The 24974-nt window shown below is 56.7% G+C and carries 12 protein-coding genes; 4 read left to right on the forward strand and 8 right to left on the reverse strand.

The genetic code is table 11. The features are described from left to right. Nucleotides 1–43 precede the first annotated feature (43 nt). The 6 genes from I5R65_RS16135 to I5R65_RS16160 all read right to left on the reverse strand — a co-directional run bounded on the left by I5R65_RS16135 (nt 44) and on the right by I5R65_RS16160 (nt 16508). Entirely contained in the window at nt 44–853 is an 810-nt protein-coding gene (locus I5R65_RS16135; protein WP_196872194.1) for an HNH endonuclease, read from the reverse strand. A 6-nt stretch (nt 854–859) separates the two neighbouring features. Continuing rightward, nucleotides 860–2854, reverse strand: coding sequence for a hypothetical protein (locus tag I5R65_RS16140; RefSeq protein ID WP_180668618.1), 1995 nt, complete (start codon nt 2852–2854; stop codon nt 860–862). A 16-nt stretch (nt 2855–2870) separates the two neighbouring features. Then, nucleotides 2871–7340, reverse strand: a complete 4470-nt coding sequence (locus I5R65_RS16145; protein WP_180668619.1) for an N-6 DNA methylase — start codon at nt 7338–7340, stop codon at nt 2871–2873. Nucleotides 7341–7358: 18 nt separating this feature from the next. After that, nucleotides 7359–10151, reverse strand: a complete 2793-nt coding sequence (locus I5R65_RS16150) for a helicase-related protein (RefSeq protein ID WP_180668620.1) — start codon at nt 10149–10151, stop codon at nt 7359–7361. An 18-nt stretch (nt 10152–10169) separates the two neighbouring features. Beyond that, on the reverse strand, nt 10170–15473 hold the full coding sequence (locus tag I5R65_RS16155; RefSeq protein ID WP_180668621.1) for a DEAD/DEAH box helicase: 5304 nt from the start codon (nt 15471–15473) through the stop codon (nt 10170–10172). Between the two features lie 69 nt (nt 15474–15542). After that, a complete protein-coding gene (locus I5R65_RS16160) occupies nt 15543–16508 on the reverse strand; it encodes a Fic family protein (RefSeq protein WP_180668622.1) in 966 nt (321 codons plus the stop codon). Between the two features lie 1308 nt (nt 16509–17816). Between I5R65_RS16160 and I5R65_RS16165 the strand changes: the two genes are divergently transcribed. The 4 genes from I5R65_RS16165 to I5R65_RS16180 are packed head-to-tail and all read left to right on the forward strand — an operon-like array spanning nt 17817 to nt 22856. After that, the gene (locus I5R65_RS16165; protein ID WP_180668623.1) at nt 17817–18485 is read left to right on the forward strand and encodes a TnsA endonuclease N-terminal domain-containing protein; all 669 of its coding nucleotides are present in this window, start codon (nt 17817–17819) and stop codon (nt 18483–18485) included. Between the two features lie 8 nt (nt 18486–18493). After that, a complete protein-coding gene (locus I5R65_RS16170; protein ID WP_180668624.1) occupies nt 18494–20698 on the forward strand; it encodes a DDE-type integrase/transposase/recombinase in 2205 nt (734 codons plus the stop codon). Continuing rightward, nucleotides 20688–21917, forward strand: coding sequence for an ATP-binding protein (locus tag I5R65_RS16175; protein WP_180668625.1), 1230 nt, complete (start codon nt 20688–20690; stop codon nt 21915–21917). Before I5R65_RS16170 ends, I5R65_RS16175 begins: the two co-directional genes overlap by 11 nt. A gap of 48 nt (nt 21918–21965) precedes the next feature. Then, nucleotides 21966–22856 (forward strand): TniQ family protein, encoded by an 891-nt coding sequence (locus I5R65_RS16180; RefSeq protein WP_180668626.1) that lies wholly within the window; start codon nt 21966–21968, stop codon nt 22854–22856. Nucleotides 22857–22914: 58 nt separating this feature from the next. Here I5R65_RS16180 and istB read toward each other — a convergent pair whose 3' ends face one another. Together istB and istA are read right to left on the reverse strand one after the other, a co-directional pair. Beyond that, complete coding sequence (gene istB, locus I5R65_RS16185) at nt 22915–23700, reverse strand: IS21-like element helper ATPase IstB (protein WP_196872195.1); 786 nt, start codon at nt 23698–23700, stop codon at nt 22915–22917. Beyond that, nucleotides 23684–24974: IS21 family transposase (gene istA / locus I5R65_RS16190; RefSeq protein ID WP_180668627.1), on the reverse strand; the 1291-nt coding region annotated here is incomplete at its 5' end. The genes istA and istB, both read right to left, overlap by 17 nt.

A 24974-nucleotide genomic window follows, 5' to 3' on the forward strand; every position in this document is an offset into this window, starting at 1 on the left:
GACGGCTTGAGGAAAGCGTGGAGGCACCTTGTACTGTGATCTTTCAGCCCCCCGCTCCCTGCAACCGCGTGCGATGCAAAGCCAAGTACACGCGATGCGCGTCGCTGAGCCAGCGCAGCGCCATACCGGGATGTAGCCCCAGGTGACTCCGGATCTCATCCGTCAATGTTGGCGAGATCAAAAGTCCGCCGTCATCGTCAAAGCTGATCAGAAACCGATCAAACAGCGCATCCAAATTGGCCACCAGCAAAAAGCCGTTAAACACGTCCAGTCGCTCCGCATCGCTGGCGCACTCTACCCATGGTTTTGCATGGCTGGCGCGAAGCACCTCGGGCAGCGCCACGGCTGTCACAGCGCAGGCGCCGCCCCAGTAGTCAAGCATGGCCTCCCGGAATTTCTGCTGTCCTACTCTCTGACGGACCAGTCGTTCCACCTCTGTTCCGCCAAGGTTTGGTGGCAGTTGAGCCAACTGGCCGGCCACTGTCGCCTCATAGTCGTTGGCAGCTTGGCTGGGCAGGGCACGCGCCAAACCAGCGGCACGACGAAGCAAAGTCGCCAAGCTCGCTACCGTGTCGGCAGAAAAGCCATCGGTTTGACGATGCTGGGGAAATGAGCGGCGCATCTCGGGTAGCAGGGCTGGCGTTTCGGCGCGCAAGCGCAGCAGGTAACCGCCTGCGGGCTGGACAACTACCTGCGCGGTTGCGACGTGCCGTGCTGAAGCCAGCAGTACACCATCTGGCTCGCTGGCGACTACATGCTCGAAGCCATGATCGTGGCCCGCCTTTTCGACCAAGGCTCTCTGGAGCGGGTTCATCAACGTTGTCACGGCAGTATTGAAAATGGAATCCGACATGGGCGCCTACCGCAATGCTTCCTGCCGCTCTGCAATGAACCTACGACGGAATAACAATCCTTCATCTGAGCTGGGGTCAAGAGTCAAGCGGACAACGTCGCCCTGCAGGTCTAAGGGAGGGGGCGTAGTCGTCGTGACGATGTATTGAAACGGCAGTTGACCGTCTGGATACTGCTCCTTTTGGAGGGTATCGATCAGTGACAGGAAGTTCTCATAGAGCCCTGTGCTCATGTCCGCCTCTCGAGGGCAATCATGAATGAAGAGCCCTGGCAAAGCGCCCTCCGTGCGTGGACTGTCCAGCATGCAAGCTATATCGCCGAGCAGGACCTCCAAGACTCGGAAGGCTTCTCCCCCGCGCATGGAGAGCCGAAATGGCCGCTGCTCGTCACGCGGATCAAAGGTGCCAAACGCACCGTCGGGGAACAATTGTTGGGTCAGGCCGTCGGTGATTGATGCAAGTGATTTTTCTCGGTCGGACTTATTCTGCTGCAGCACAACCAGTTGGGTCTGAACACGTCCAAGGTCCTGCTCAACCTGAATGCTCTGAGCACGAGAAGCTTCGATATCAGCCTGTGCCTGCGCCGACCCAGAGGAGCTTTCCCAGCGAGCAAGTTCTTCCAGCAGGGCAGGCCATTTATTGGCTTCAAGCTCGGCAGTCCGCTTGGCCAGTCGAGTCCGGCTCTGCGTGGTGATGAGCGTCTTTTCGTTCAGCTGCATCGCCTCAATTCGCTGCGCCAGTCCGTTCTTGCGCAATAACACCCTGCCTGCACGGGAAACTGACTCATCCATTGCAAGTTGGAGGTTCTTCTTGTCTCGGGCATCGCGGATGCTGGCCTGCTCCAGTAGGTGTATCTCCGCCTTCACATGCTGGCATTCGGAGAACCGCACATTACCTTCTTCGCAATGCCCAGTCAGCTGCCTAAGTTTGAGCAACTGCGTTCCCAGGGAACGAAATGCTGCCTCATCACCTCGCCTGGCGGCATCTGCAAGGTCAAACTCAGTTTTGGCTTTTTCGTGTTCAACCTGCACCAGCTTCAACTCGGCTCGCAGGTCGGCTACGGCTTGGTCGTCCGCTTCCTGCTTGGCGTTCCACTGTGCCAACCGCTTTTCGGCCTCCTCGCTTGCTGCCCTGATGCGACGTTCCACCGAGTCCCCGAAAAGGTCGTCGACGCGGATAGGCAAATCATCAGGCAGCTGGCCGCGAGCTCTCAGGCTCGACTCGATTCGGCGGCGGATTAGCGCAGGCTCCTTCATCAGAGCTTCGGTTTTCTCCTTCGCCTTCTTGACGCTATCCTCCAACTCAGCCGCCTTGGTCAAAAGCGCGGACTCTCCCTTGTCCAAGAGACCAAGCACTGCTCGCATGACGATGGGTGGATCCTGACGGCGACGTTGCAGCAAATTTCCTTCACCGTCGCGCCAGGCAAAGAACGACTTGAACCGTGACCCTTGATCCCGGCTGATCCAGGCCAGCAAATGCCGCCATTCGATGGCCTGGCCAGTCTCGGGAATGCTCTTGGGCGCGACCCGGCTCATCATGTCGTCCGCGAGCTTCTTGAGAAAAGCACGGTCACTGCCCTCGGTCTGGCGAGTCCAGATGCCAGTGATCTCCGTACCCGGGCAGGCCACGCCCTCCTTGTGCGCATTGAAGTACCGACACAAAGTGAAGGGCTGTCCGTCCACATGCATCACGGCAATGACGCCGCCTTGCGGAAATTCTCCGACCAGCTCGTCACGCAATTCCGCCACGGCTTCAGAAGTATCGCCCATGCACAACCTCAGCAAGAGGCACAGCGAGGACTTGCCCACACCATGCCCGGCCGCGCGTGTGCCTTTGGCACGGCCGGCGGTTGGCTCTTTGGCCCACACGATGTTCAGCCCGCGTTGAAAGGAGATCGTGCGCAGCACGTGATCTTCGCCCGGTTCGTCGAACAGGGCCAAGCACTCAAACCACAGGCGCGGCGCGCTTCTGTCTGTCGATAAATGCTTGGTCAGTTGCTTCACAGCGCCGTCCTCCCATTCAGGCTTGTTTAATTGACGGGGCCGTAGCTGCCGTACCTTCATCGGCCGCAGTCATCCCCGCGAAGGCTCGAGTAGCTGCTTGAACCAGCACCGTCGCCACCGGTGCGGTTTCTGCAGTCACCAGCGCATAGGCAGGAAGTGCCACTGTTTGAATGCGCTCGATTAGGTCAGTGGCTGCGTGCAGCCGGATCACGCCCGTCGCCTCAAAGTGACGAGTCCACTGGTGCATGCGGTCGCCCGGCAACCTCGCGCTGTCGAACACACCGGGATGCGTTTGCTCGAACGCACGAAGCCGGGCGACACCCTGAGTGTCCACAAAGCGCCCCTGCAAGTCAGCGCGGCCTGCAAGCGTTAGCGCCTGGGTCAACTCGCGGCGAGGCATTCGACCTGCCTGCTGAATGATCGTGAGCAGCAGGCCGGCAAGGTGGGCATCGGCTTCATCTCGAATTACGCCATGGGCGGAGTAACTGCGAGTCGCCTGTGCCCCTGGGAGGTGGCTGAGCAGAGCACCGTAGGGCTCCCCATTGGCTTCAGCAAGATCCATACGGTCAAACTCACGAAGGACCAAGCGCTTGGTCCGGTACTCTCCATGTTCTCGTTCCTCGGCCCTTCGCAATGCAGCAAAGGTCTCTGCAGTGCAGTCTGGTCCAAGTACATCGCGCGGTTCCAAAAGGTATTGCACTTCCTCTCGCGTCAGTCCGAATAAGTTGCGAGCAACGATAATGTCCAGCTCGGCGGATAACTGCGCTCGCTCCGCCGGATCGTGCGCCGGAGTGATGTCTTGGCCTGCCAACTCCGGAGTTTTTGCAAGTTCTTCGACGAGTCCTTCCATCTCTGCGCCAGCGCATGAAAGCCGGGCCGCCAACGCACACGCCCTGGCGGCGGCGCTCCCAGTTGCTACAGTTCTTGGAAACGGCAACGATGCAAGGATCGACAACGACATTGTTAACGCGACCTTCATGCGCACGATGAAATCCATCGCCAACGTGTTCCCCACTGCCAGCCAGAGGAGCATGATCGCTGGACTACTAGGTTCAAATTCGATAGTCGGAACTTTGTGGCCACATACGGTGTTTGGAGGAATCATCGCAGCCATGAGTGCGCGCTGATTCGTGGAGTTGCCGACATCACAAAATCCAATCCGATACCGACGTACCCGATCATGAATCTTGTTCGGAATTTTCTCGGGCAGGATGCGCCACTGTGGCCGGATGCATTTTTCCTCCGTCCCAAAAGTCAACGGTTCCCAAGTCACATTACGACCATGACCCGACACGTACCCTTTCGCCCGATAGTCGTGGTGCGTGACCATGCTGCCCTGATACAGCGGCCAGCCGCGCGTATCCGTAGTGAAGAGCTCATTGTCATTGCCCATGTGTATTTCAGTCGCAGGCACCCAAGTCGGTAGACCTTCGATTTCGTCCCCGAGCCGTGGAAATCGTGCGTACATCTTGCGCGCGATGTCAATCTCGAGCTGATTGGAGAACTCCATCACGGCAATTGCTTCTGGCGAGAACTCGCGCAGCAGGGCGACCGGCAAGTGAAGTGGCCGTTCGCGGGCGACTTGTAAACGGTCTTCTGAATTGATGGAAAAGGCCGCTGGAAATTCGGAAGTTACGCCACCTCGTTGCGCACAGTAAAGCGCAAATTTCATCCGCGTATCGATATCTTGAAACCACACGCCGCGAGTGTTCTCGAAGCCAAAGAGCGTTGTGAGACGGAACTCTCCAAACAACGCAGCACGAATAGCTGATGCATTTGCGCCGTTGTAAAAGTTCTCAGGTACGATCTGCGCAGCGAACCCGTCAGATGCGGCAAACGTCAGCGCTAGCTCAACGAACTGGCGATAAACATTGAAATCGCCTTTGCCCAGGTTGCCTGCGGCAAACATCCGGTACCGGCCACTGTCTTTGATGAAACGCACGGCCGCATATAGTTCGCGCGCATGCCTCTCCCACTCGTGAAGAATGACGGGCGTGGTCAGCAACTCAGCGATACGTGCTTGCTGCTGCGAGGGCGCCATGCTGGCAATCACGGGTTCGTGCTTGGCGAAAAACTCTTTGGCGTCGGGACTCATGGTCTCCCATGGAGGGTTACCCAGTACCAGAGAAAAGCCGCCACGTTTGAATACCTCCGGGAACTCCAGTGGCCAATGGAAGAATCGATACTGCTGGCGTAAGGCCTCAGTTTCCTCGGCGACGTGTGACGCGAGGCTGGTTGGATCACCCAAAAACCGCCAAACCGTATCCGACGTGGGCGTGTGCTCTCGCCCCTGCCGCTCTACCGGTTGCTTAACGCTAAAGAAGGCGGCCGTCCAGAGATCGCAGGCTCGCAGCAGGCGCCAAGTCAAGGTCCCATCGGCGCGGGCATGTTCGTAGAGTTGACGTTTCGCTTCAACATCAGATAGGCCATCGTCGTCGCGGCTCAGCCGGGCAAGCACTGCATCCAACTCGTCTGGAATGCCAAGGTTCAGGCCTGCCAGGGGCAATGTAGGTTGCGCTCGCTCGCCGATATTTCGGCGTCGTAGTGCTGAGCCTGCCTCACGGTTGTCCACCGATTGCCCCGAAATGCCCGTGTCGGCCAACACATCCTTCAGGGGGGCAAACGCTTCGTTGGGAATGCCGGCTCGCAATACGGACAGATCATGTACTCCCAGCAGTGCGTCGCCACAGCGAACGTGAGCATCAAGAAAGCCCAGCGGACGTCCTGGTTCAACGCTCTCCAGCCATAGTGCAACTTTGCACAGTTCAATGGCCATAGGATTTCGGTCCACGCCGTAGACGCAGTTGGCGACAACCTCACGCAAGGCGTGTCGGTAGCCTTGCGGTGTGATCGCACCGTCGGGAGACTCAAGAACGGCCAGCTTTTCAGCAATTCGTCGTGCAGCTGCCAATAAGAAGTGACCGCTGCCGCAGGAAGGGTCAACAACGCTAAGAGATAGCAGGGCCTCAATCGGACCGTCTGGGTGTTTTGCCAGTTGTTGATCAATCAGCGGATCGAGCGCCGTGCGAATCAATTCCTGAACCAAATTGTCCGGGGTGTAGTAGCTACCGCTGGTCTTCCGTTGGTTGCCGGCAGCGCTGCCCTCGCCGGTTACGCCGAGGAAGCCAAAACTACGGGCTGGCAGGTTAATCGTAGGCGTCAGCTCCAGCAGGCTTTCATACACGCTGCCCAGTTCTTCTGGCCCCATGTTGCGGTAGTCCACCGGGGTGAGGCTGCTGGTCTTGCCTTGGGCGATGACGGCCCAGCGTAGGTGCTGCAGAGCCGCCAGCATGTGGGTGTTGTGCAGGCTGGCGGTGTCCAGGTGCGGACATTGGTCTTCCGCGAACAGGCCACCGAGAGCGGGCAATGCCAGCCGGGACTGGCCGTGGGCCAAGCCACGCCATACGATGCGGATGACCTGCCAGTGGTCGTCATGCCGATTGCGGGCACGGCGCTTTAGGCACAACTCACGCAGACGGCTCAGTGCATAGCCTGCGGAATAGGCCTTGCGGGCAGCCACTGCCTCGGCGCTGTCATCAACCGGATGCAACACACCGCGCTCTTCCACGGTGAAGACAAAGATCAGCCGGTAGATGAGGCGCAGCAGTTGCTGGAAGTAGGCGTCCTTGCTCAGGCTGCCGTCGTGCAGCGCGGCGCGCAGTGCATCGTTGATGGGGTGCTGCAGGAAGCCTTCGCCAAAGGTGAGCAGGGCTTTCTCGACTCCGTTGCGCAGACCGTCGCGTACACGCGTGCCCTCGGCTTTGCCTGCTTCGCGCCACTGCTCCCAGACGCACGCGGCGCCACCAGATTGCGGTGCACGGCTGCCGTGCAGCAGACGCCACACGCTGGCGAACTCGGCATAACGCTGGCCGCCCAGCAGATCGGCCAGGTCGAATTCCAAATAGGTTGGCCGGGTGAGCGAGGCCGCATCGCGCAACAGGCGGAGTTGCTTGCCGTTGCTGACGATGCCCCAGGTGTGCTCAGGGCTGGCGTTGAGCAGCTCTTGCATGGCCTGGAAGGCAGACTTCTTGCGGTTGCCACTGCCCGCCACTGCGAAACGTGGGTCGGCATCGTCCAGAGCCAGGTTGTGCGGGGCTACCAACACTGCCATGCGGCCTGCCATCACGTTGACGGGGTAGGCCATGGCGGCCACTTGCACCGAAGTGGTGGGCTGTACTGGGGTGTAGCCCAAGGCGTCGCGGAGCAGTTCGCTCACAAAACCAATGGTGAGCCGGTGGGCATCTACGTCGGCACGGTCCAACTGGGCGGCGAAGTGTTGCCACTGCGCGCAGGCAATCTGGAAGGCGCGGCTGTATTCGTCTTTGAGCTTGACGCCCTTGGGCACACCGTAGTCGACCTCGGTCTGGCCTTGAGCGCGGCTTTGCGCGGCTTTTTCCAACTGATCGGGCAGGAACAGGCTGCCTTCCAGTTGAATGGTGGGCAGGTTAAGCGTGGCTTGGTGCTTGCTGTTGCGTATGCGTTTCATGTTTTTCTTGGCTCAGGCTTACAGCGAATCGGGCAGGAGCACGTAAACGCCCATCACATCCACCGGCAGGCAGGGTTTGACGTTGTACTGGCCCACGTCGCGAGCGGCTTCACGCACACGCTTGTGGTCGTCCAGAAGGGCATCAGCGCGTTGCTGCGCCAGGGCTTGCAACTGCTGAGGATGGGCGGCCAGGAATTCGAGGGCGTGGCGCACCTCGCGCTGCACAGCCTCAGGCGGCAGGTTGCCACTGGGGGTGCATTCGATGAGGCGGGACGCCTGGTCATCGGCCAGCCACTCTGGGTTTGCTCGGCCGCGTACGGCCAGGGCCACGGTCTCTTCGGCCATCATCTGGAAGGGTTCGCGGCGGCGCACGTAGCTGAGCTGATGCCGCACGCGCAGCAGGTACAGCGTGGTTGCCACTTCCACGTCGTTGGTCAGCGTGGCTGCGCAGCGGGCTGCTACGGGCTGGGTGTTGCCCAGCGCGTCTTCCAGCAGGTGTTGGGCCAGCAGGCCCACGAGGGGGTGGCTGCGGTGCAGTTCGTCGAAGTCGATCAGCTGAGCTGCGTCCAGCCCTTCATCGGCCAAGCGCATGCGCAAGGCCTCGGGCAGGTGTTGAGGGGTGAAGCGCACCTGGTTGGCGCGGCGCGTACTATCCAGCGGCGAGCCCAGGCGTACGCAGGCGCTTTGCAGAAAGCGCTTCACATCGGCTTGACCACCCAGGGCTTGCTGCTGTTTGTGCCACTCGGGCAGTACCTCGTCAGGGCGAATGCGACGCTGCGCAAACACTGTGCGGTTGGCCTTGGCCTTCTCCAGTGCGTCTTGCCACTGGGCCTGCAAGGGCGCGAGCAGGTGTTCCGGCTCGCCAAAGTCGAAGGACTCTTGCAGCATGATGGCCGGTGCCCTGTGCTCGCGGCGCATCAGCGCGGCCTTGACCAAGGCCTGATTGATGCGGGCATCGTCTTCGGGCAGAGGGACCATCACGCCCAGCTCCTTCTGGATCGCCTCGCCCTTGCGCAAGATGACCTTCAGCACAAAGCCGTCGATCGGGTTGTCTTGCCCGTAGAGCATGGTGCAGCGCACTTCAGGGGCTTGCTGGCCAAAGCGGTCTACTCGGCCTTCGCGTTGTTCGTGGCGCGTGGGGTTCCAGGCCAGGTCGTAGTGGACGACTGCGGTGAACAGGTGCTGCAGGTTGATGCCTTCCGACAGGCAATCGGTTGCCACCAGGATGCGGCTATCGGCTTCGCCCATGTCCTCCACGCGCTCACGCCGCTCTTCGGGTGTGAATTCGCCTGTGATGGCCTCGATGGTTGCCTGCGGAAACTTAGCTTTGAGGTGGTCCGCTACGTAGTGCGCGGTGGCGATGTAGCGGCAGAACACCACTGGGTGGTAGCCGTCTTTGAGCAGTTGGTCGACATGCTGAATCAATGCGGCCAGCTTGGGGTCGCCGGACTGGCCGGAGAGACGCTTGGCAGTGGTGATGAGTTCTTGCAGGCGGGACGCGTCTTGCACCTGAGCTGGGGGTTCCAGATCGCTGGCCGATAGGTCATCGGCCGCGCCATCGTGCAGGCGCTCGTCGGTCAGCAGGCCTTCTTCGGACTGAGTGCCTTCAAGACGCGTGGTCAAGGCTTTGACCGCAGCGGCGGGGGAGGATGCCACGCAACGCAGCAAGGCGAGCGTGGCGTACCACATGAGGCCCGAGCCTCCGGCCACCCCCTCGCGTTCGGCGGTCTCTGCCAGTTCGCGGCAGTAGTCCTGCACGGCGTCGAAGAAGTTGCCCCAGTCGCCACTGAGCTGGTAAGTCAGCTCGGTTTTCATGCGCCGGGCAAAGCCGCGGCCGTCTTCTGTTTCGGCCTGCCATTCGGCGATGTCCTTGCGACGGCGTTGCACGAAATGGCGAGCCAGTTCCTGGCGCAGTGGATCACTGGCCGACATGCGACCTTGCAGCGCCAGGAAGCGCTGATCCAGCAACGACAGCAGGTTGTAGAAGGCGACTTCGTCGCCGGAGTGTGGTGTGGCCGTGAGCAGGATCAGATGCCTGTGCTCGTTCCTGCCCAGTCGCTGCAACAGTTCAAAGCGAAGTTGCTTGCCGGCGCCGCTGCTGGCGCAGGTGTGGGCCTCGTCCACGATGATGCATTCGGGAGCGGTGGCGATGAATTGCTCGCGGTTGCGTTCGCTCTTGATGTAGTCCAGGCTCACCACCACCACGGGGTGGTGATCGAACAGAGCCACACCGTGAGGCAGTTCGCGCTCGACACGGGCGGCGGACGATGCCGTGAGCGCGACGGCATGAAGGTTGAACCGGGTTTCGAGCTCGGATTGCCATTGCTCGACCAAGTGGGGTGGGCACAGCACGGCGATACGGGCAATTTCTCCTCGGTCCATCAACTCGCGGGCAATCAGCCCGGCTTCAATGGTTTTGCCGATGCCCACGTCGTCGGCAATCAACAGGCGAACTGTGGACAGGCGCAGGGCCATCAGCAGGGGCACCAGTTGGTAGCCACGTGGCTCCACCGCGATGTTGCCGAACGACCGGAACGGGCCGGCCCCGGCGCGCAGAGTGAGGCGCAAAGCGTCGCGTAGTAGGACGGCTGCCGCATGGTTGCCAGCGAGGGCTGGATCCGGCAGGTCAAAAGTGGCGTGTTCAACTGGCGCCAGTTCCAGCTCGGGGATCAGGGCGATCGTTTCGTCTTCTGCGCCGCCCAGAGGGCGCAAGCGCAGCCAGTCGCGGTGTGAGTCGGTCTGCACCACCCATTCGCGGCCACGGGCGCGAACCAGGTTGCCAGGCTGAAAGTCGTGTTCAAGGGTTGTCATGGGATGCGTTCGGGGATATCAGCTGGCCGGGCCGAACACGGCGGGGTGTTCAGCGAAGCGCTGGGACCAATGTTCGGGTTCAGAGAAGTCCAGCACTTGCCAGCCCTTGTCTTGCAGCGAGGCGGCTGTGGCGGCATCGACCGGGCTGAGGAACACCAAGGCGCGCGCGGCCTTGTACTGCGCCGCGGCGGTGGCTGCGCCCTGATTGACGGGGATGTTCAAGGCTTCTGGCGTAGCGAGGCCTGCCTGATGCAGGGCAGCCAGCCAGCGCGCCTGGGGCGTGTCATCTGTTGGTTCAGCACCGGCGGTGCCGGCTTGGCCCACCGGTGAACTGTCATCTGAGGGGCGCAACCTGACCTGAGCGTTGGCCATGGCAACCAGCAGCTTGAGCGCCTCGGGGTTGCGGCGGTTGATGTGCTCGTGGTCAGGCTGGTTGAAGTACGAGAGCAGGCACTGGTAGCAGCCAGCCTCGCAGATGTGGTTGCCGAGGTTATTGGTTTCTTCCAGCGCAGACAGGTCTTCAATCCGCCAGATGCCATCGGCGGGATCTATGTGATGCAGGAGCCGCAGCGCATTTTGTGCAACCAGGGCCAAGCTGGCGGAGTCATTGGCCAGCCGGGTGAGCACGCCTGCCCCGCCTTCCGCGGCCTCATAGAACAGGAGCGCGCGGCGTTCGTCGAGCTTTGGCAATGGCTCGGCCACGAGCTCGGACTCTTCGATCTGAAAAGTCATCTCGATACCACGCTTGAGCGCAGCCTGCAACGTGGCCATGGCCTCCAGCGAAAGCGCATGCACCGGCGCAAGAATCAGCAGGTTGCGATGATCTTCAACGAAAGGGACGATGCGCTGGTTGGGCACCTTGTCCATAAGCGCGTCATCATTGCCGTTATCGTCGCCCGCATCCGGGGCATCCTGCTTGCTCCAGGTGCCCGTGATGGGGTTGATGTAGAAGCCCAACTGCTCTTTGTCTTTGCGACGGCGCCATCCCCGATTTATGCGCCAGATACGTGCAGCCGGCGCGTAGCTGAGCTCGGCCAGGGCCTCCTCGCTCTGCAGAACATCGGCTTTCTGTTTCTGAATCTTGCCATCGGGCCCGGGCAGAAAACGGTATGTGGTCTGCAGCTCGAAGCCTTGTCGCTGACGGTCTTCGTCGTTGATGGAGATGCGTTCGACGGGCAGGGTTTCAACCGTCTCGATGCGGTAGAGCTCGCGCACCCAATCGGTTTCCGTCAGCAGCGCATCGCAGTTTTCGCAGCGGTTGACCAGCGGCTGCCCGCCGCCCGGCTCACCCAGGTGGCCATAGCCGCATTGGCTGCACACCAAGGAGGTGATCGTCGAAAGCTGACTGTTGCCTGAGATGTGGTCGGTATTGCCCACGTTGAGCTTGGCACGCACCACGCGGTACATGCGCCCCTGGTGGTAGATGAGGCTGCGCGGTCCGAACTCAGACAGGGCCAGGAACCGGGGGCGGCTGACCATGCTGCCCTCGTCGTCTTTGCCGTTGGTGGTCTGCCCGCCGCGCGCTGGAATCCAGGCCATGAGGGGCAGGCGAGGGAAGTTATAGCCCGGCAGGAAACCCTGGCTGGCCAGGTAGCGGTAGGTGTAGAAATCGGTGTTCTGGCTGTTACCCGACTTTAGGAGCACGGCGTACTGTCGTGCGGCGTCACCGTAGCGGCGTTGGGCGTTTTGACGCTCGGCGTGCGACGCTGTATGGCTCTTGACGATTTGGTCGGCCATGTTCATCTGCTGTCGAGTGGCGTCGAACAGGACACGCCAGCGTTCCAAGGCGCCCGAAAACTGTTGGGGAGCGCGCTCGATGACCTGCTGCACGTACTCAGTTGTGAACCAGTGGCTGCCGTTCAAATCGGTCAGAAGCTGGTCCACGACGCGCTGCGCGCTGCCCATGGCGCGTTCACGCACTCCGGGTGCGTTGAAGGCGTCTTGGTAGCTCTGTTTGAGCGGCTTGCCTGGCTGGTCCAGATCCAGCATTGGGGCGATGCTGGCATCCAGCGGGGCTTGCGTGCTGGCCAGCCACACGGCCTGCAAGTGGCTGTCCACGAGGTCTCGGTTGGCCAGATCCAGTGTGGGCGCGCGAACCACGCCGTGCACCATGTCGTTGGCATGGTGGAAGAACCATTGATCGTGCGGACTGAGCGCAGCGCAATAAGTGACGACCAAAGCCTGTTGGCCGGAGCGGCCCGCCCGGCCACTGCGCTGCGCGTAATTGGCTGGGGTTGGCGGCATGTTCCGCAGATACACAGTATTGAGCGCGGAGATGTCCACGCCCAGCTCCATGGTGGGTGAGCAGAACATGACGGGCAAGCGCTCCAACGGAGCCTCGTGCGCGGGGTTCTGCGACCAGTCGTTGCGGTCTTTGTCGGTGTAGCGGAAGCGCTGCTCCAGCAGCTGGCGGCGCGGGGCGTCAACCTGTGCGGTGTGTTCTTGGGCCTCGAACTCGAACAGGGGGTGAGACGGCAGGCGCAGCAGATCGGCCACGCTGAGGTAGAGCTCTCGGAAGAAGGTGTTGACCCTGCTGTCATCACCAAGCGCCTGATCACTCGTCAGGCACCAGTCCAAGGCGGCGGCGTTCAGGCGCCAGCCTGCCAATTGCGCGTCGATGGCGTGCTTCTGAACATAGCCGTAGTCGCCTGCCGCACGCAGCAGCGCTTCGATGAGTTCAACCCATTCAGGGTCCTTCCAGCGTTTGACCTCACCAGCAAAGACGGTGTCTTGCCAGAAGCTGGATGTCTTGACCAGCCGCAGCAATCGCGAGCGCGCGCCGCCGGTGACAAGGTCGGTTCGTGGCTTGCCTTTGTATTCAGGGCGTTTGCCCAAAATCAGATAGCGGCCCGTCTCGAGCTTTTCATCGGGAGCAAAAGCCCAGCGCTCCGTGAGGTAGGTATGTCCGCTCGTGCGCGCTTTGTCGTGCTCGACAGGGTCAAGATACCGGGTTTCAAGACACAGATGGCGACGCAGATTGTCAAACAGCAGCTCGCTCAATTGAGTGCGGTGTGCCGGGCTGAGACCGGACAACACCTTGTTTTTCGCAAATGCACCAGCATCAGCGGAAAACTCGACCAGGCCGCGATAGCGGATGGTAACCAGACCGAGCTGATCGAGATTGGGGTTGTTGTATCGCCAGCCTCTGCGCAGGTCACGCAGCAGTCGATAGGCGATGATGAAGCGCAGGGTACGCTGTGCCTCTTGACGTGCCAGGCCCATCAGCTTGGGAGAGCGCAAGTATTCCACCAAGATGCTTTGCTCCACCTGTTGGAAGCCAAGCGCTTTGAAAACGGCATCAGCGAGCTGCTCTTCGTTGAGCACGCCAGCGTTGTCCTGCAGGGCCCCAATCAGGCCCGAACGCAGGGTTAGCAAGAAGATGAAGTCGTTGAAATGCCCTGCCTGCAAGGCGGCATCCTGCCGGTTGTCGGTGAACCCCAAAAGCTTACGTGGGTCGGGTTGCGCAAGCGAGGGGTCTGGCAAAGCGAAGAGCTGTTGCAGGGCGCTCAGCGCAATCATCGTGGTGGCCGAGGATCGGCCCTCACCGGACAGGCTGGACAGGCGATTAGCATCCTTGCCATGTGCCTCATGCACCACGCCACAACTCAGGCAGAAGCGGAATTTGCCTGGAATGAACCAGAAATCCTCACCCGATCCATCGTGCCCTTTAGGATCGGCGGCGACACGATAGGGGATGGCCTTTCTGTAGGCTGGCTTGACTTTCGGCTCTTCGCGGCTCAGGTCCAGCCACGCCTCAGGCAGATCGTCGATCTGACCGCCATACTGCTGTCCGCCTTTCGTTGGACAGAGAAACCCGTAGCTGGTGTCTTCATTGTCGTCTGCGGTGACGTCGTCGATCTCTCTGGGCAGATAAGTGAGTGGGCGTTGCCCAGACTGCCACACGGGCAGGTACTCTTGGCCGCAATCCCGGCAAAAGTGAGCGGCATACAGATGTACGCCTTCGTCCTGTCGACCTGGCGCGAAGCGTTGCGCATCCAGGGTGATGTGCCGCTGACCTGAGGTCTCCAGTGTGGTGAGTACCTTGCCGGGGCCGCTGATGAATTGGTGGAGCTTGAAGGCAAAGGGCGGGCGCCCTTGGGGTGTTCGCACCTCATGGGCAGCCACCAGAAACTTTTGCAACGCCGCTCGAGCCAGCGCCACATCGCACTTGGCGTCCAGCGCTAAATTCTCGCTGGCGACCTGAAGTGTCTTGGGCTTGGCTCGTCTTGGGGGTTCGTGATCGGGTAGCTCAATGCCAAGGTTGAGCTCGACCCAGATGGACAATGGATCGCGCTGAAACGCTTCAAAGTCTGGCCATCCGAACTGCTCGCGCACGACGGCGGCTGGCAATTCGGCGGCAATCGCTGCGACGTCTTTGAGCGGGTTCGTGACGCGTTCTAGCGTTTCGCCGATCACATCGTGCTCACTGATGTGAGCGCCAAAAAGTTTGGTGGCCACCTCGGCCACAGTGCGGTTTCGATCTGCTTGGGTACCCGCGCTCGACATGGTGGCGGACGTGCCGATACACACAAGCTTGTCGGCCTTGAGCCGTTCGCGTAGGCGACGAACGAGCAGGGCCACATCGGCTCCCTGCCGGCCCCTGTAGGTGTGGAGTTCATCCAGCACTAAGAACTCAAGGTCCTCGCAATGGTCAACCACCCGGCGATCCACATCATCGAAGCGGGTGAGGATGTACTCCAGCATCATGAAGTTGGTGAGCAGGATGTCTGGTGGGTTGTCCGCTATGGCATCGCGCTCAGACTTTTTTTCCTGGCCGGTGTAGCGTGCGACGGTGAATGGGCGTTCATCTGCCCCGTAGCCATGGAGGAACTTGTCGAGTTCTTCCAGTTGACTGTTTGCCAAAGCGTTCATCGGGTAAATGACGATGGCTCGTGTGCGCGCCTTATCCCCCTCTGTCTTGGCTTTGATGATGCGGTCAATGATGGGGATGAAGAAGGACAGTGACTTGCCGGATCCTGTTCCTGTTGTCACGACATAACTTTGGCCCGACTGCCCCTTGGCGAGAGCTTGCAACTGATGGGCGTAGAGGTGGAGCGGTTGCGGATGGCCCTCGGGTTTCCCAACCTGAAAGACGTCCGCGCACGCAGGGTGCAACACACCTTCCGCTGCCAACGACTGAACGGTGCCTTTGCGCTGGTAGTTGGGATTGATCTGAACCAGTGGCTCGGGCCAGTAGCGACCATCCTGGTACTGGCGCTCGACTTCCTTTCGGATGTCATCCGCAGCAATGCGAACAAAGCTGCGAGAGAAGTTACTGTAACGGTCAACCAACTGGTTGCGAAACTGAAAAACGTCATCCACGATTCTGCTCTTCCTTGTTTTCTTTGTGGACGCGTGACGCGTCAAAGGGCATGGCAGCCCTGCCGAGGGTCATGGCTGTTTATGCTGCCATTTGGCGCCTCTGCCTTTGCCATTTGGTTCAATCAATCCTTCAGCCTTCACCGCACGCAGAACCACCCGCACCATGTCGCGGCTGACGCCAGGACAGGCCTCCTCAATTTCCGAGATGGAGAAGGGAAGCTGGCGCCTGAGAATCTCAACGCGCACACGGCCCCCCTTGGCTCCGCGCCCGCGCTCGATAGCGCCCACTCGTTCTTCAAACTCTTTATAGGCGCGCAATAGAGCACCCCAGAAGTAATTCAGCCACGGGGCGATGTTGTGCGCAGCGTCATGCCAGTGCTGCGAGCTGGCCTCCAGTGTCTCGTAATAGCTTTCTTTCGATTCCTCGAAAATCCGCTCCAGGCTGATGAAGCGGCCTACGGCGTAGTCGAAGTGGTAGAGCAACTGCAGTGTCAACAGTCTCGCCATGCGTCCATTGCCACCCGGGAACGGATGGCCGCAGAGGAAGTCAAGGACGACCAGCGGCACCAGCACCAGCGGGTCGGCCAGATGTTGATCCAGCGCCGTGCGGTAGCGCGCGATGATGTCGTTATTGGTTGCCTTCCAGTGCCCGCCTGGTTGAGGCAGGTAGCGATACAAAATGCCGTGAAGCTGCAACACGGTGCCTTCCGAGAACGGCATCTGGCTCCCGCTCTCGTGGATCAGGCTCAGCGCGTCGCGGTAGCCTGCCACCTCTTGCTCGGATCGGCTCTGCGGCGCGGCGTTCTTGAGCACCAGTGACTTGAGCCGGTGCGCCACCACCACCACGCCCTCCAAACGGTTTGAGGACTCGGTAGACTCCACTGCAGCCACCTGGCGCAGATCGTTCAAGACGTCGGGCGACTGGGCGACATAGAGCTGCTGCTTGCCGCGGTACTCACCCAGGGCGCGCAGCGTCGCCAACTGCTGCGTATCGAAACGTAGCCTGGCGAGATAGTCTGGCGAAAGTGAGCGCATGCAGAAGCATCTAATCAGAAAAAACGGTGTAATGTTACTGTGAATTGAGGTAAATGTCGTGCTGGTTACCCCAATAAATCTGTCAGCACCTCATTCTGTGGACCTGCGCCAGCAAAATGTCGGACCATTAGGTGGGGTTCTCTGTCCCCAAGGCGTGGCCGCAGCGCGTCTCAACCGAAGGCGGAAGATTTGAGAGGCTGGGCGATAAATCAGGGCCATGCCCGCTGATGCCGCTCATTTCAGGCTCGAGCCCAACAGACGCGCCAAAATTCTGTGACCGATATCCTTACTTCACTTGCTAAGTCCCTCGGTACGAGGCTGGTCGAACCATCTTGAGACTGAAGCCTGAGGCCTAGACCATGGTGCCCATCTAAGTTAGCCGGGCAGCAAATAGACGTCAATCCAAAGCAACGGCGCCATTACAGCGGGCCGCTGCTGGATTCGATGGCACCTCTAAGCGAACGCTTTGACTCGAAAGCACCTGTTCGGCCGCCTGAGCAGTGGGCGCTCACCGCAGCTAACGACAGAAACAAAAAACCCAGCAGAAGCTGGGTTTTTTTCGGTACCTCGTGGAACTGAGGTACAGCTAAGGCCTCGGGGGGCATGCGAATTAATTTACTGGAAAATTCATGCCTAGTCAATTTCAACTCAATGTCGTAGTTTCCCGCCGGATATAGCAACGAACAGCGTCATGGGAAGGTTACACCTGCCGCAGCTCTCTCTTATCGCGCCTTTGATTACATCGCACCGTTCATCCCCCGTAATCGTTTGGGACATCACTGCTTACTAACACGCAAAATTCCGACTATTGTCGGTAGCACATCGCCCTTCCCCGAGCAATCATTCTAGTGCTGGCAAATGTATTTCAGCGGCTAGGCGCGCGACGCACAGCTCAAGAAGGAATAAGTGCTCGAGAAAGCTGAATTCCTGGAAATTTCAGGTCTGCAAATCACATTCAATTTCATTAGAAATGAGTTCTCTGGTTACTCATCTCCGGGCTCACGTCCTAAGCCGCTCTTCACCAATAACATTCATGCGTAAATCGACAAAGCCATTTATATGCGAAAAGGAAATCGATTCAGTCCGACGAAGATCGCAAATTGGCATAAAGGCGGCCGAGGAACTGGCACATTGTCGGATTACAAACCTTGGCATCAGGTCACTAGAGGTGACCCGGCCAGCAGCGGACGATCTCAGCTTTTACAGTGGGTGCATACACAAAGAAGTCATCACACTCTATCCGACATAGAGTCGGACGTATTCACCTTCATCACAATGCTCGCCGACATCGTCGACGTCCGAGAACAGATGAGCCTGAATCTATACGAAAGCGTTCCTCATCTCACAGCATACAGCTCATACGAGCTGAACAAATTAGCCCCTGGAACGTTATCTTGCGCTGAGCGACTGGGAATTAAGCATCCAACGATCGCTGATGGCAAAAGCAGATCCCCCTGGATAATGAGTACAGACTTCGCAGTTACGTTGAAATCGACCGATGGCAACTATCAATTGCTTGCCGTTAGCGTTAAATCCGATACGGATTCACTCTCTCCAAGAAAACGAAGTCTTCTTTCCATCGAAAAGCATTATTGGGAAAGCCAAGACGTCGCTTGGCTCCTGATCACACCACAAAGCTTTGACAAGCAGATTGGAAGGACTGTTCGCGCGGCGCTGCCGTGGGGGCTACCCAAAGAAGAGAAAGACATAGTGCCTCACAGCACCATCAGTTTTTGCGCCGAGCATTCTGCCGTTTTGGAAGGAATGTCCTTGACGGCGGCTATTAACTGGATTCGGGACAATTTGGGCGGTTCGATAGATCTAGCTCAACGAACGTTTTGGCAGGCTGTTTGGGCGGGACAACTCTTATTAGATCTACGCCGGTCCGCATGGCCATCCGAACCGCTTCATCTTCTAGATGAGCGCCGATTTCTTGAGCAAAATCCAATAGCCGTGAGACGATCGGAATGCATCTAAAAATTGGCATGATCCTGCGTATCTCGGGTGCCTTTCATAACTGCATCTATCGGATTATTGCAATTCCCATTGATGCGGATGTTGCATTTCTATATCGGCTATCAGAACCTGACCAGAACATCCAGATAGAAGAATCGCACCAGACGAAAGAGAACCATGCGCAGAGAGTGGGAAATCTAATTTCTGTTCCTACTAAGCTGATATCAGCCATGGCAGACTCATTGGAACTAGAGAACGTAGAGTTTAAAACCAATCCAAAGTACCTACTAAGCACTGATGGATTAACCGAAAAGGAGCGCGCCGTATTCGACATACGCTGTAAGGTCGCACGTCCTTTTCTAGATCATGAACTTGTTTGCGAAGCACTGCTATCGCCTCGGGGTATAGGGAAGCTAGTTGCAGAAACAAGGAGGGAAAACACAGTCTCACGTGCGACGTGCTATCGGCTATGGGAATTGCTATGTCGCTACGGCTTCCACTTGAGTTCACTAAATCCAAGATTTGATCGTTGCGGCGGACCTGGTCAGCTTCGCCCATGGGAAAAGGGTAAGCCAAAATCTGGACGCAAGACGCTGAATGAGCGACTAGGAACACCAGAGACAGACCCTCAAGTAGGTATCACCGTAGAAGCGCGCCAAAAAATACTTGCGACATACAAGGTAATCAGCCGCAATCCCAGACTAAAGTTCGATGCAATCTACGACAGCATTATTGCCAACTGTTTCATAGAGAGGTTCACGGACGATTTGGGGGTCATTACGCCAGTGACGCCCCCAAAGGGAACATATCCAAATAAAGAGCAAGTTCGGCGGATCGTTAATCAAGAGACCAACCGCCTTTCACGAAAACTAGCAAGAACCACACTTCTCCATTTCAACCGGAATCATCGCGGGTTGATAGGAAAGTCCTGGCAAGGCATTGCCGGACCCGGGCACGTTTATGCAATCGACTCAACCGTAGGGGACATCTTTCTTCGCAGCAGTGTTAATCGAGCTTGGGCTATCGGACGGCCTATTGTCTACATAATCGTTGATGTATGGTCGACGGCAATAGTGGGATTCTATGTTTGCTTGTCCGGCCCATCATGGGCAACAGCAAAGGTTGCTCTATTCTCGACCGTTGCTACCACCAATTCCTCTTCAGATCTATGGGGCATTGATGCTGTCGCCCAACTTTACCCACCCCCATCGCTACCACATGCATTCCTGTGCGATCGCGGTGAATACTTATCCAAAGGAGCGAAGGAGACTGGTGAACTATTGGGCGTGAATATGCAATACAACCCATCGTATAGGCCAGACCTCAAAGGTATCGTCGAGGTGCTACACCGGATTACAAAAGATCAGCAATTTCAATTTGTCCCTGGCGCTATCGATGCACGGCGGAAGGAAATCGAACTTCGAGCTAATTCCCGAGACGGAATTTTCAATTTGAAAGAATACGTCAGCTATCTGAGCGAGGTTTTTGCGCAATACAATTTCTTTTCGAATCGCACAGAGCGTATGAACACTGACATGATTGCCTGCGGCGTGGACCCATCTCCTGCTGGCCTATGGCGCTATGGTCACGAGGTTGGCATCGGGTATCAAAAGGAAGAACACTCGACACGCTTGATGGCGGCCCTACTTCCAACTCAAGAGGCGGCGATCCGTAAGGACGGCGTTTACCTAGGAGGTCTGAAATATGAGGCCCCCTTCGTACAAGAAAAAATGTGGCCCGCAACAGCAAGGAATTTTGGCGTCATGACAACGCACATGCACTACTTCCCCGGAAACAACGACAGAATCTGGTGGCCTGATCCCGATACCGGCGCAATGGCTTCGCTATCTCTGTCTCCTGATGCACTTGCCAAACCTGGAATTTCATTCGATGAATGGTTTGATGCACGAGCGTACGACCGTGCAAAGCGCGGCGAGAGAGAACATGAGCGCAATGTCAGTAGGTTTGCAAAGCGCGAACGAACGAGTGCGATGATTTCGAAGGCAACGGAAGCGACAAGAATTGCTGATCTGAACCATGATGGTTCCTTACCCACCTTACGTGATGCAAAAGAAATTGAAGCAAATATTCATTCAATCTCGCCGGATCCTTCTCCTATAGAGCAGCCAGTACTCGTCGACGCCGAAGAAAGCAGTGACGAGGTGTATGGCGATCTTATGGCTCAACTATTTTCTTCTGAGAATGCAGAGGAGGATGACCATAATGCAATTTAAGGATCAGGTAAATGAGTACGCCGATAACCTCTTGATTAACGCATGCGGACCTGTTCCAGATAGTCTTACCTTAGCAAAGCGTCTGCGAAGACTACCACCGCTACCCGCCATATCGAGTGGTACTCCGAACCATATTCGTTTGCATCAAGCTGGCGCTCTGCACGAGCTTCATATTCCGACGAACGAAGGAATTAGAGTCGCGGTCACCTTGGATTTACTTTTACGCCAAAGCTACGTTCATCGGCGGCCAGATAGTCCGGACACCTGGCGGCACCTTTACTCGGGAGGAATTGATGAGAACAACACCTTTTCTCGTCCTTTAGTAGCAGCAATTTTTGGCATATCGGGCTCCGGAAAGTCTAGAGCTATTGAGCGTGCATTGGAGCGCTATCCTCAAGTTACGTTGCATGAAAAATTCCCTGGCATGGCAGGTCCTTTCAAACAAGTTCTATGGCAAAAGATTGATGTTCCAGGAAGTGGACGTGCCACGGATCTCGCAGAGCAACTGATGATTAGCTTAGATAACGCTTTAGGAACTTCGCATTTCGAACCTACATTACGCAGTTCACGTAAGAACGGACAGCAGATGCTTAGAGCTTGGTTACAAAAAGCATCTTCTCATTTTCTCGGCGTGCTCGTGCTCGATGAGGTCCAGAATTTCTTCAAATTGCCCACTAAAAAATCAAGAGCCTCAGCATCCAATAAAGGGGAACGGCTTCCTCTTCGAATTGTGGAAGACGAGGCACTGAAGTTCATCCTAACCTTAGCCAATACCTCGCGTATCGCGATTATCACAGCAGGAACTCCAGACGGGATGGCCGCGTTTTCTAGCCGCATTAGTACTTCACAACGGATGACGACTGGCGGATTTCACCAGATCTCCCTGATTAAATCGGCGGAAGATCCGTACTACGCGAAGTATCTTTTTCCGACGCTTTGTCAATATCAATGGCTCGACGAGAAATTACCGCCTACCCCAGAACTACGCATCGCCCTCTTTGAAAAAAGTGCTGGCGTTCCACGCATTCTTTCAAATCTCTGGTTCTTTAGTCAGAGATGCGCTCTCGAACGGAATGCAAGATCTTTATCAATGCCCGATATTGATTTAGCGCTGCAGACATTTATGGCACCTCTGTTGCCGGCAATTGCGGCTCTTCGTTCAGATGATCCACGCCGACTACTTATCTATGAGGATATGCTGAATTCAGAAACGCTTTAAAGATAGATCCATTTTTACGATAGCGCGTATCACTGAAAGATATAAAAATTGAATATCCCCGAACCGCAAAAGGATGAACTAGACCGAGGTCTCTTGGGGAGGATTCGTATCGTGAATCATATTGACTCCGAGAAGCAGACGCTAGATTCTTTGCAAAGGTCATTCTTTTCCGCAAATTGCAATGGTCCAAGACATCCGCCATTACTAGCCCAAGCCACACGGATGCCACTTGATAGATTCGTTATTAAGCACACCCTCGCACCTTTTCATTTTGCGTTTTCAGATGCTTCGAGCATGGAACATTCGGCAAGCATTAATTTCTACCTCCAGAACTGGTACGGCATCAAGCGCCCTATAACGACAGCGAATTTCTGCTCGCTGTGCGCAAGAGGAGATTTACATTCACTGGGCTATTCTTATTGGAGGCGGTCCCACCATCTTCCCGGCGTCAACTACTGCCCAACACATAGTATTCAATTAAAGATTGCGTCACGCTTAGCCCCATTTTCAAATATGCCTCACAGCTATATTGAACAATCCGAAACGCAAACTTCCATCTCGCAAGAAAATTTAGTGATCCGCAGATACGGGAATTTTTGTCAGCAGCTTCTTTCCAGAAGCGCACCCGTAAACTCAAATCATCTGAAGAGATCGGTCGGCCGATGGATCTCCAGAATGGGCCTCTACTCGGGAAACAGGGGATCGTCTCGATCTACCCTTGCGGACGTCGCTTCGCAAGTACTTCCTACAAAGTGGCTGATACAGAACTTTTCCGGTGATTATCCTAGAAGCGGGCGACATCATCTGGGCCTAATCAATCGGATTGCAAAAAAATCTGAAAGGGTACCGGCGCAGCACTATGCTCTTGCAATGGCATTGATTGCGTCGCCAGAAGCCCAAAAGGCTGCGCGGATTTTGGTTACTGAAATGAGTATGTGATATTGCGCCGAATCCTGACCCGCACTTTGCATCGAATCGTGACCCTCGCGAATTTCTCTCATTCCGTATCTTTTTTGCTATTTGACCTCCCTTTCTTGGCGTCTCGAGTAGAACTGTTTTTAAAACGGTAGCTGTCATTACCCGTCTCGACAATATGGCAGTGATGGGTGAGCCGATCGAGTAGCGCCGTAGTCATCTTCACATCTCCAAATACGGAGCCCCATTCACCGAAGCCCAAGTTTGTAGTAATAACAAGACTGGTACGCTCGTACAATTTGCTAATCAGATGGAAGAGCAACGCTCCTCCAGACTGGCTAAATGGAAGATATCCAAGCTCATCAAGAATAACGAGGTCTGTGTGCAGTAGGCGAGTGGCCAAGTGCCCTGGTCGGCCTTGCTGCTTTTCTTGCTCTAATAAATTCACGAGCTCAATGGTCGAAAAATAGCGAACGCGAGCATCTCGATGCTCGATTGCTTGAATACCAATCGCGCTTGCAAGGTGAGTCTTGCCAGTTCCCGGCCCCCCAACGAAAACAATGTTCTGGCCCGACTCTAGAAAATCACAAGTATGCAATTTTCGAATGAGCGCCTCGTTCACTTCACTCACACTGAAGTCAAAACCACTCAAATCTCGATAAGCTGGGAATTTCGCTACTTTCATTTGATAGGCAAGCGATCGAACCTCACGTTCCGCGATCTCAGCTTTGACCAGATCTGAAAGAATAGGAACAGCCGCTTGAAATGCAGGGGAATTTTGCACGGCCAAGTCAGACACCGCGTGCGCCATACCCCGCAGTTTAAGAATACGGAACATCTCAAGCAAAGCTTCAGGCTGCGTCGACATGATCATCATCCTTTTTTCTAAGAGCGTCATATCGACCGACGTCTGCGGCCGGCTCGATGTCTAGTCGCAATGCCTGAGGCGTTTTTACCTTCGGCGGAGGCGTGCCGTCTAATAGTCTACTAAGGACATTCAGAACAACCTGTTTTGACGGTGCGCCGCTTGCAAGAGATGCTTCAACTGCGGACAAAACAGCTTTCTCGTCGTGAAACATAACGAGCGCCAGAATCTCGGCCATTTCGCGGTCCCCGCCGGGTCGCTTGAGTAAGATGGATTGCAGGTCTTTAAATGCGGCCGGAAGCTCAGAAAACGGCGCGCCGTTGCGTAAAGCACCTGGTTTTCGCTGCAAAACAGCTAAGTAATGGCGCCAGTCATAGATCGTTTGGCCCGGCCCATGGTCCCGATTGATAATCCTGGCATGCTCAGCAATTGCCCTTCCTTCTGCCACGAAGACCAAGTGCTCTGCATAGACCCTTAGGCTTATTGGTCGATTGGCAAATGACGACGGGACACTGTATCGATTGCGCTCATACGTTACTAGGCAAGTGGGCGATACGCGCTTTGATTGCTCCACAAATCCATCAAACCTCTTGCCCATAGCCATGAGATGAGGCCGCTCACTCTCCCATGCGTTCCAGACGCTGATATCCAGCTCTGGATGCTTGATCTCTTTCCAAAGACGCCTGCACTCTTCACTAAGCCATTGATTGAGCGCACTCACCGAAGGAAACGCCGGGACTTTTTGCCAAATCCGGCTTCGACTATCTCGCACATTCTTTTCTATCTGCCCCTTTTCCCAGCCAGATGCAGGATTACAAAATTCTGTGTCGAAAAGGTAATGGCTGGCCATTGCGGAAAAGCGTGCGTTCACATCTCGCTGTTTGCCAGTTTTCACTTTATCAACTGCAGTTTTCATATTGTCGTAAATGCCACGCCTCGGTATTCCTCCCAAGGCCTCAAACGCATACGCATGGGCATCGAAAAGCATCTCATGTGTTTGAAGCAAGTAAGCACGTAAGTAAAATGCACGACTATGGCTGAGCTTGAACTGAGCAATTTGTAGCTTTGTTCGTTCGCCGGCAAGAACAGCCCAATCTTCGCTCCAGTCGAACTGGAACGCTTCTCCGGGTGCGAAAGAAAGTGGGATATATGTTGATTTGCTCGCAGAATTGACCCTCGCCATCTGACCCACTTTCCACTGCCTTCCGAAGGCAGCTACGCGGTCATACGACCCCTCATATCCCAGCTCTTTCAGGTCCAGGAACATCTGTTTCAGG

Source organism: Herbaspirillum sp. AP02, assembly GCF_015767275.1.
In the GTDB taxonomy this organism is placed as follows: domain Bacteria; phylum Pseudomonadota; class Gammaproteobacteria; order Burkholderiales; family Burkholderiaceae_D; genus Herbaspirillum.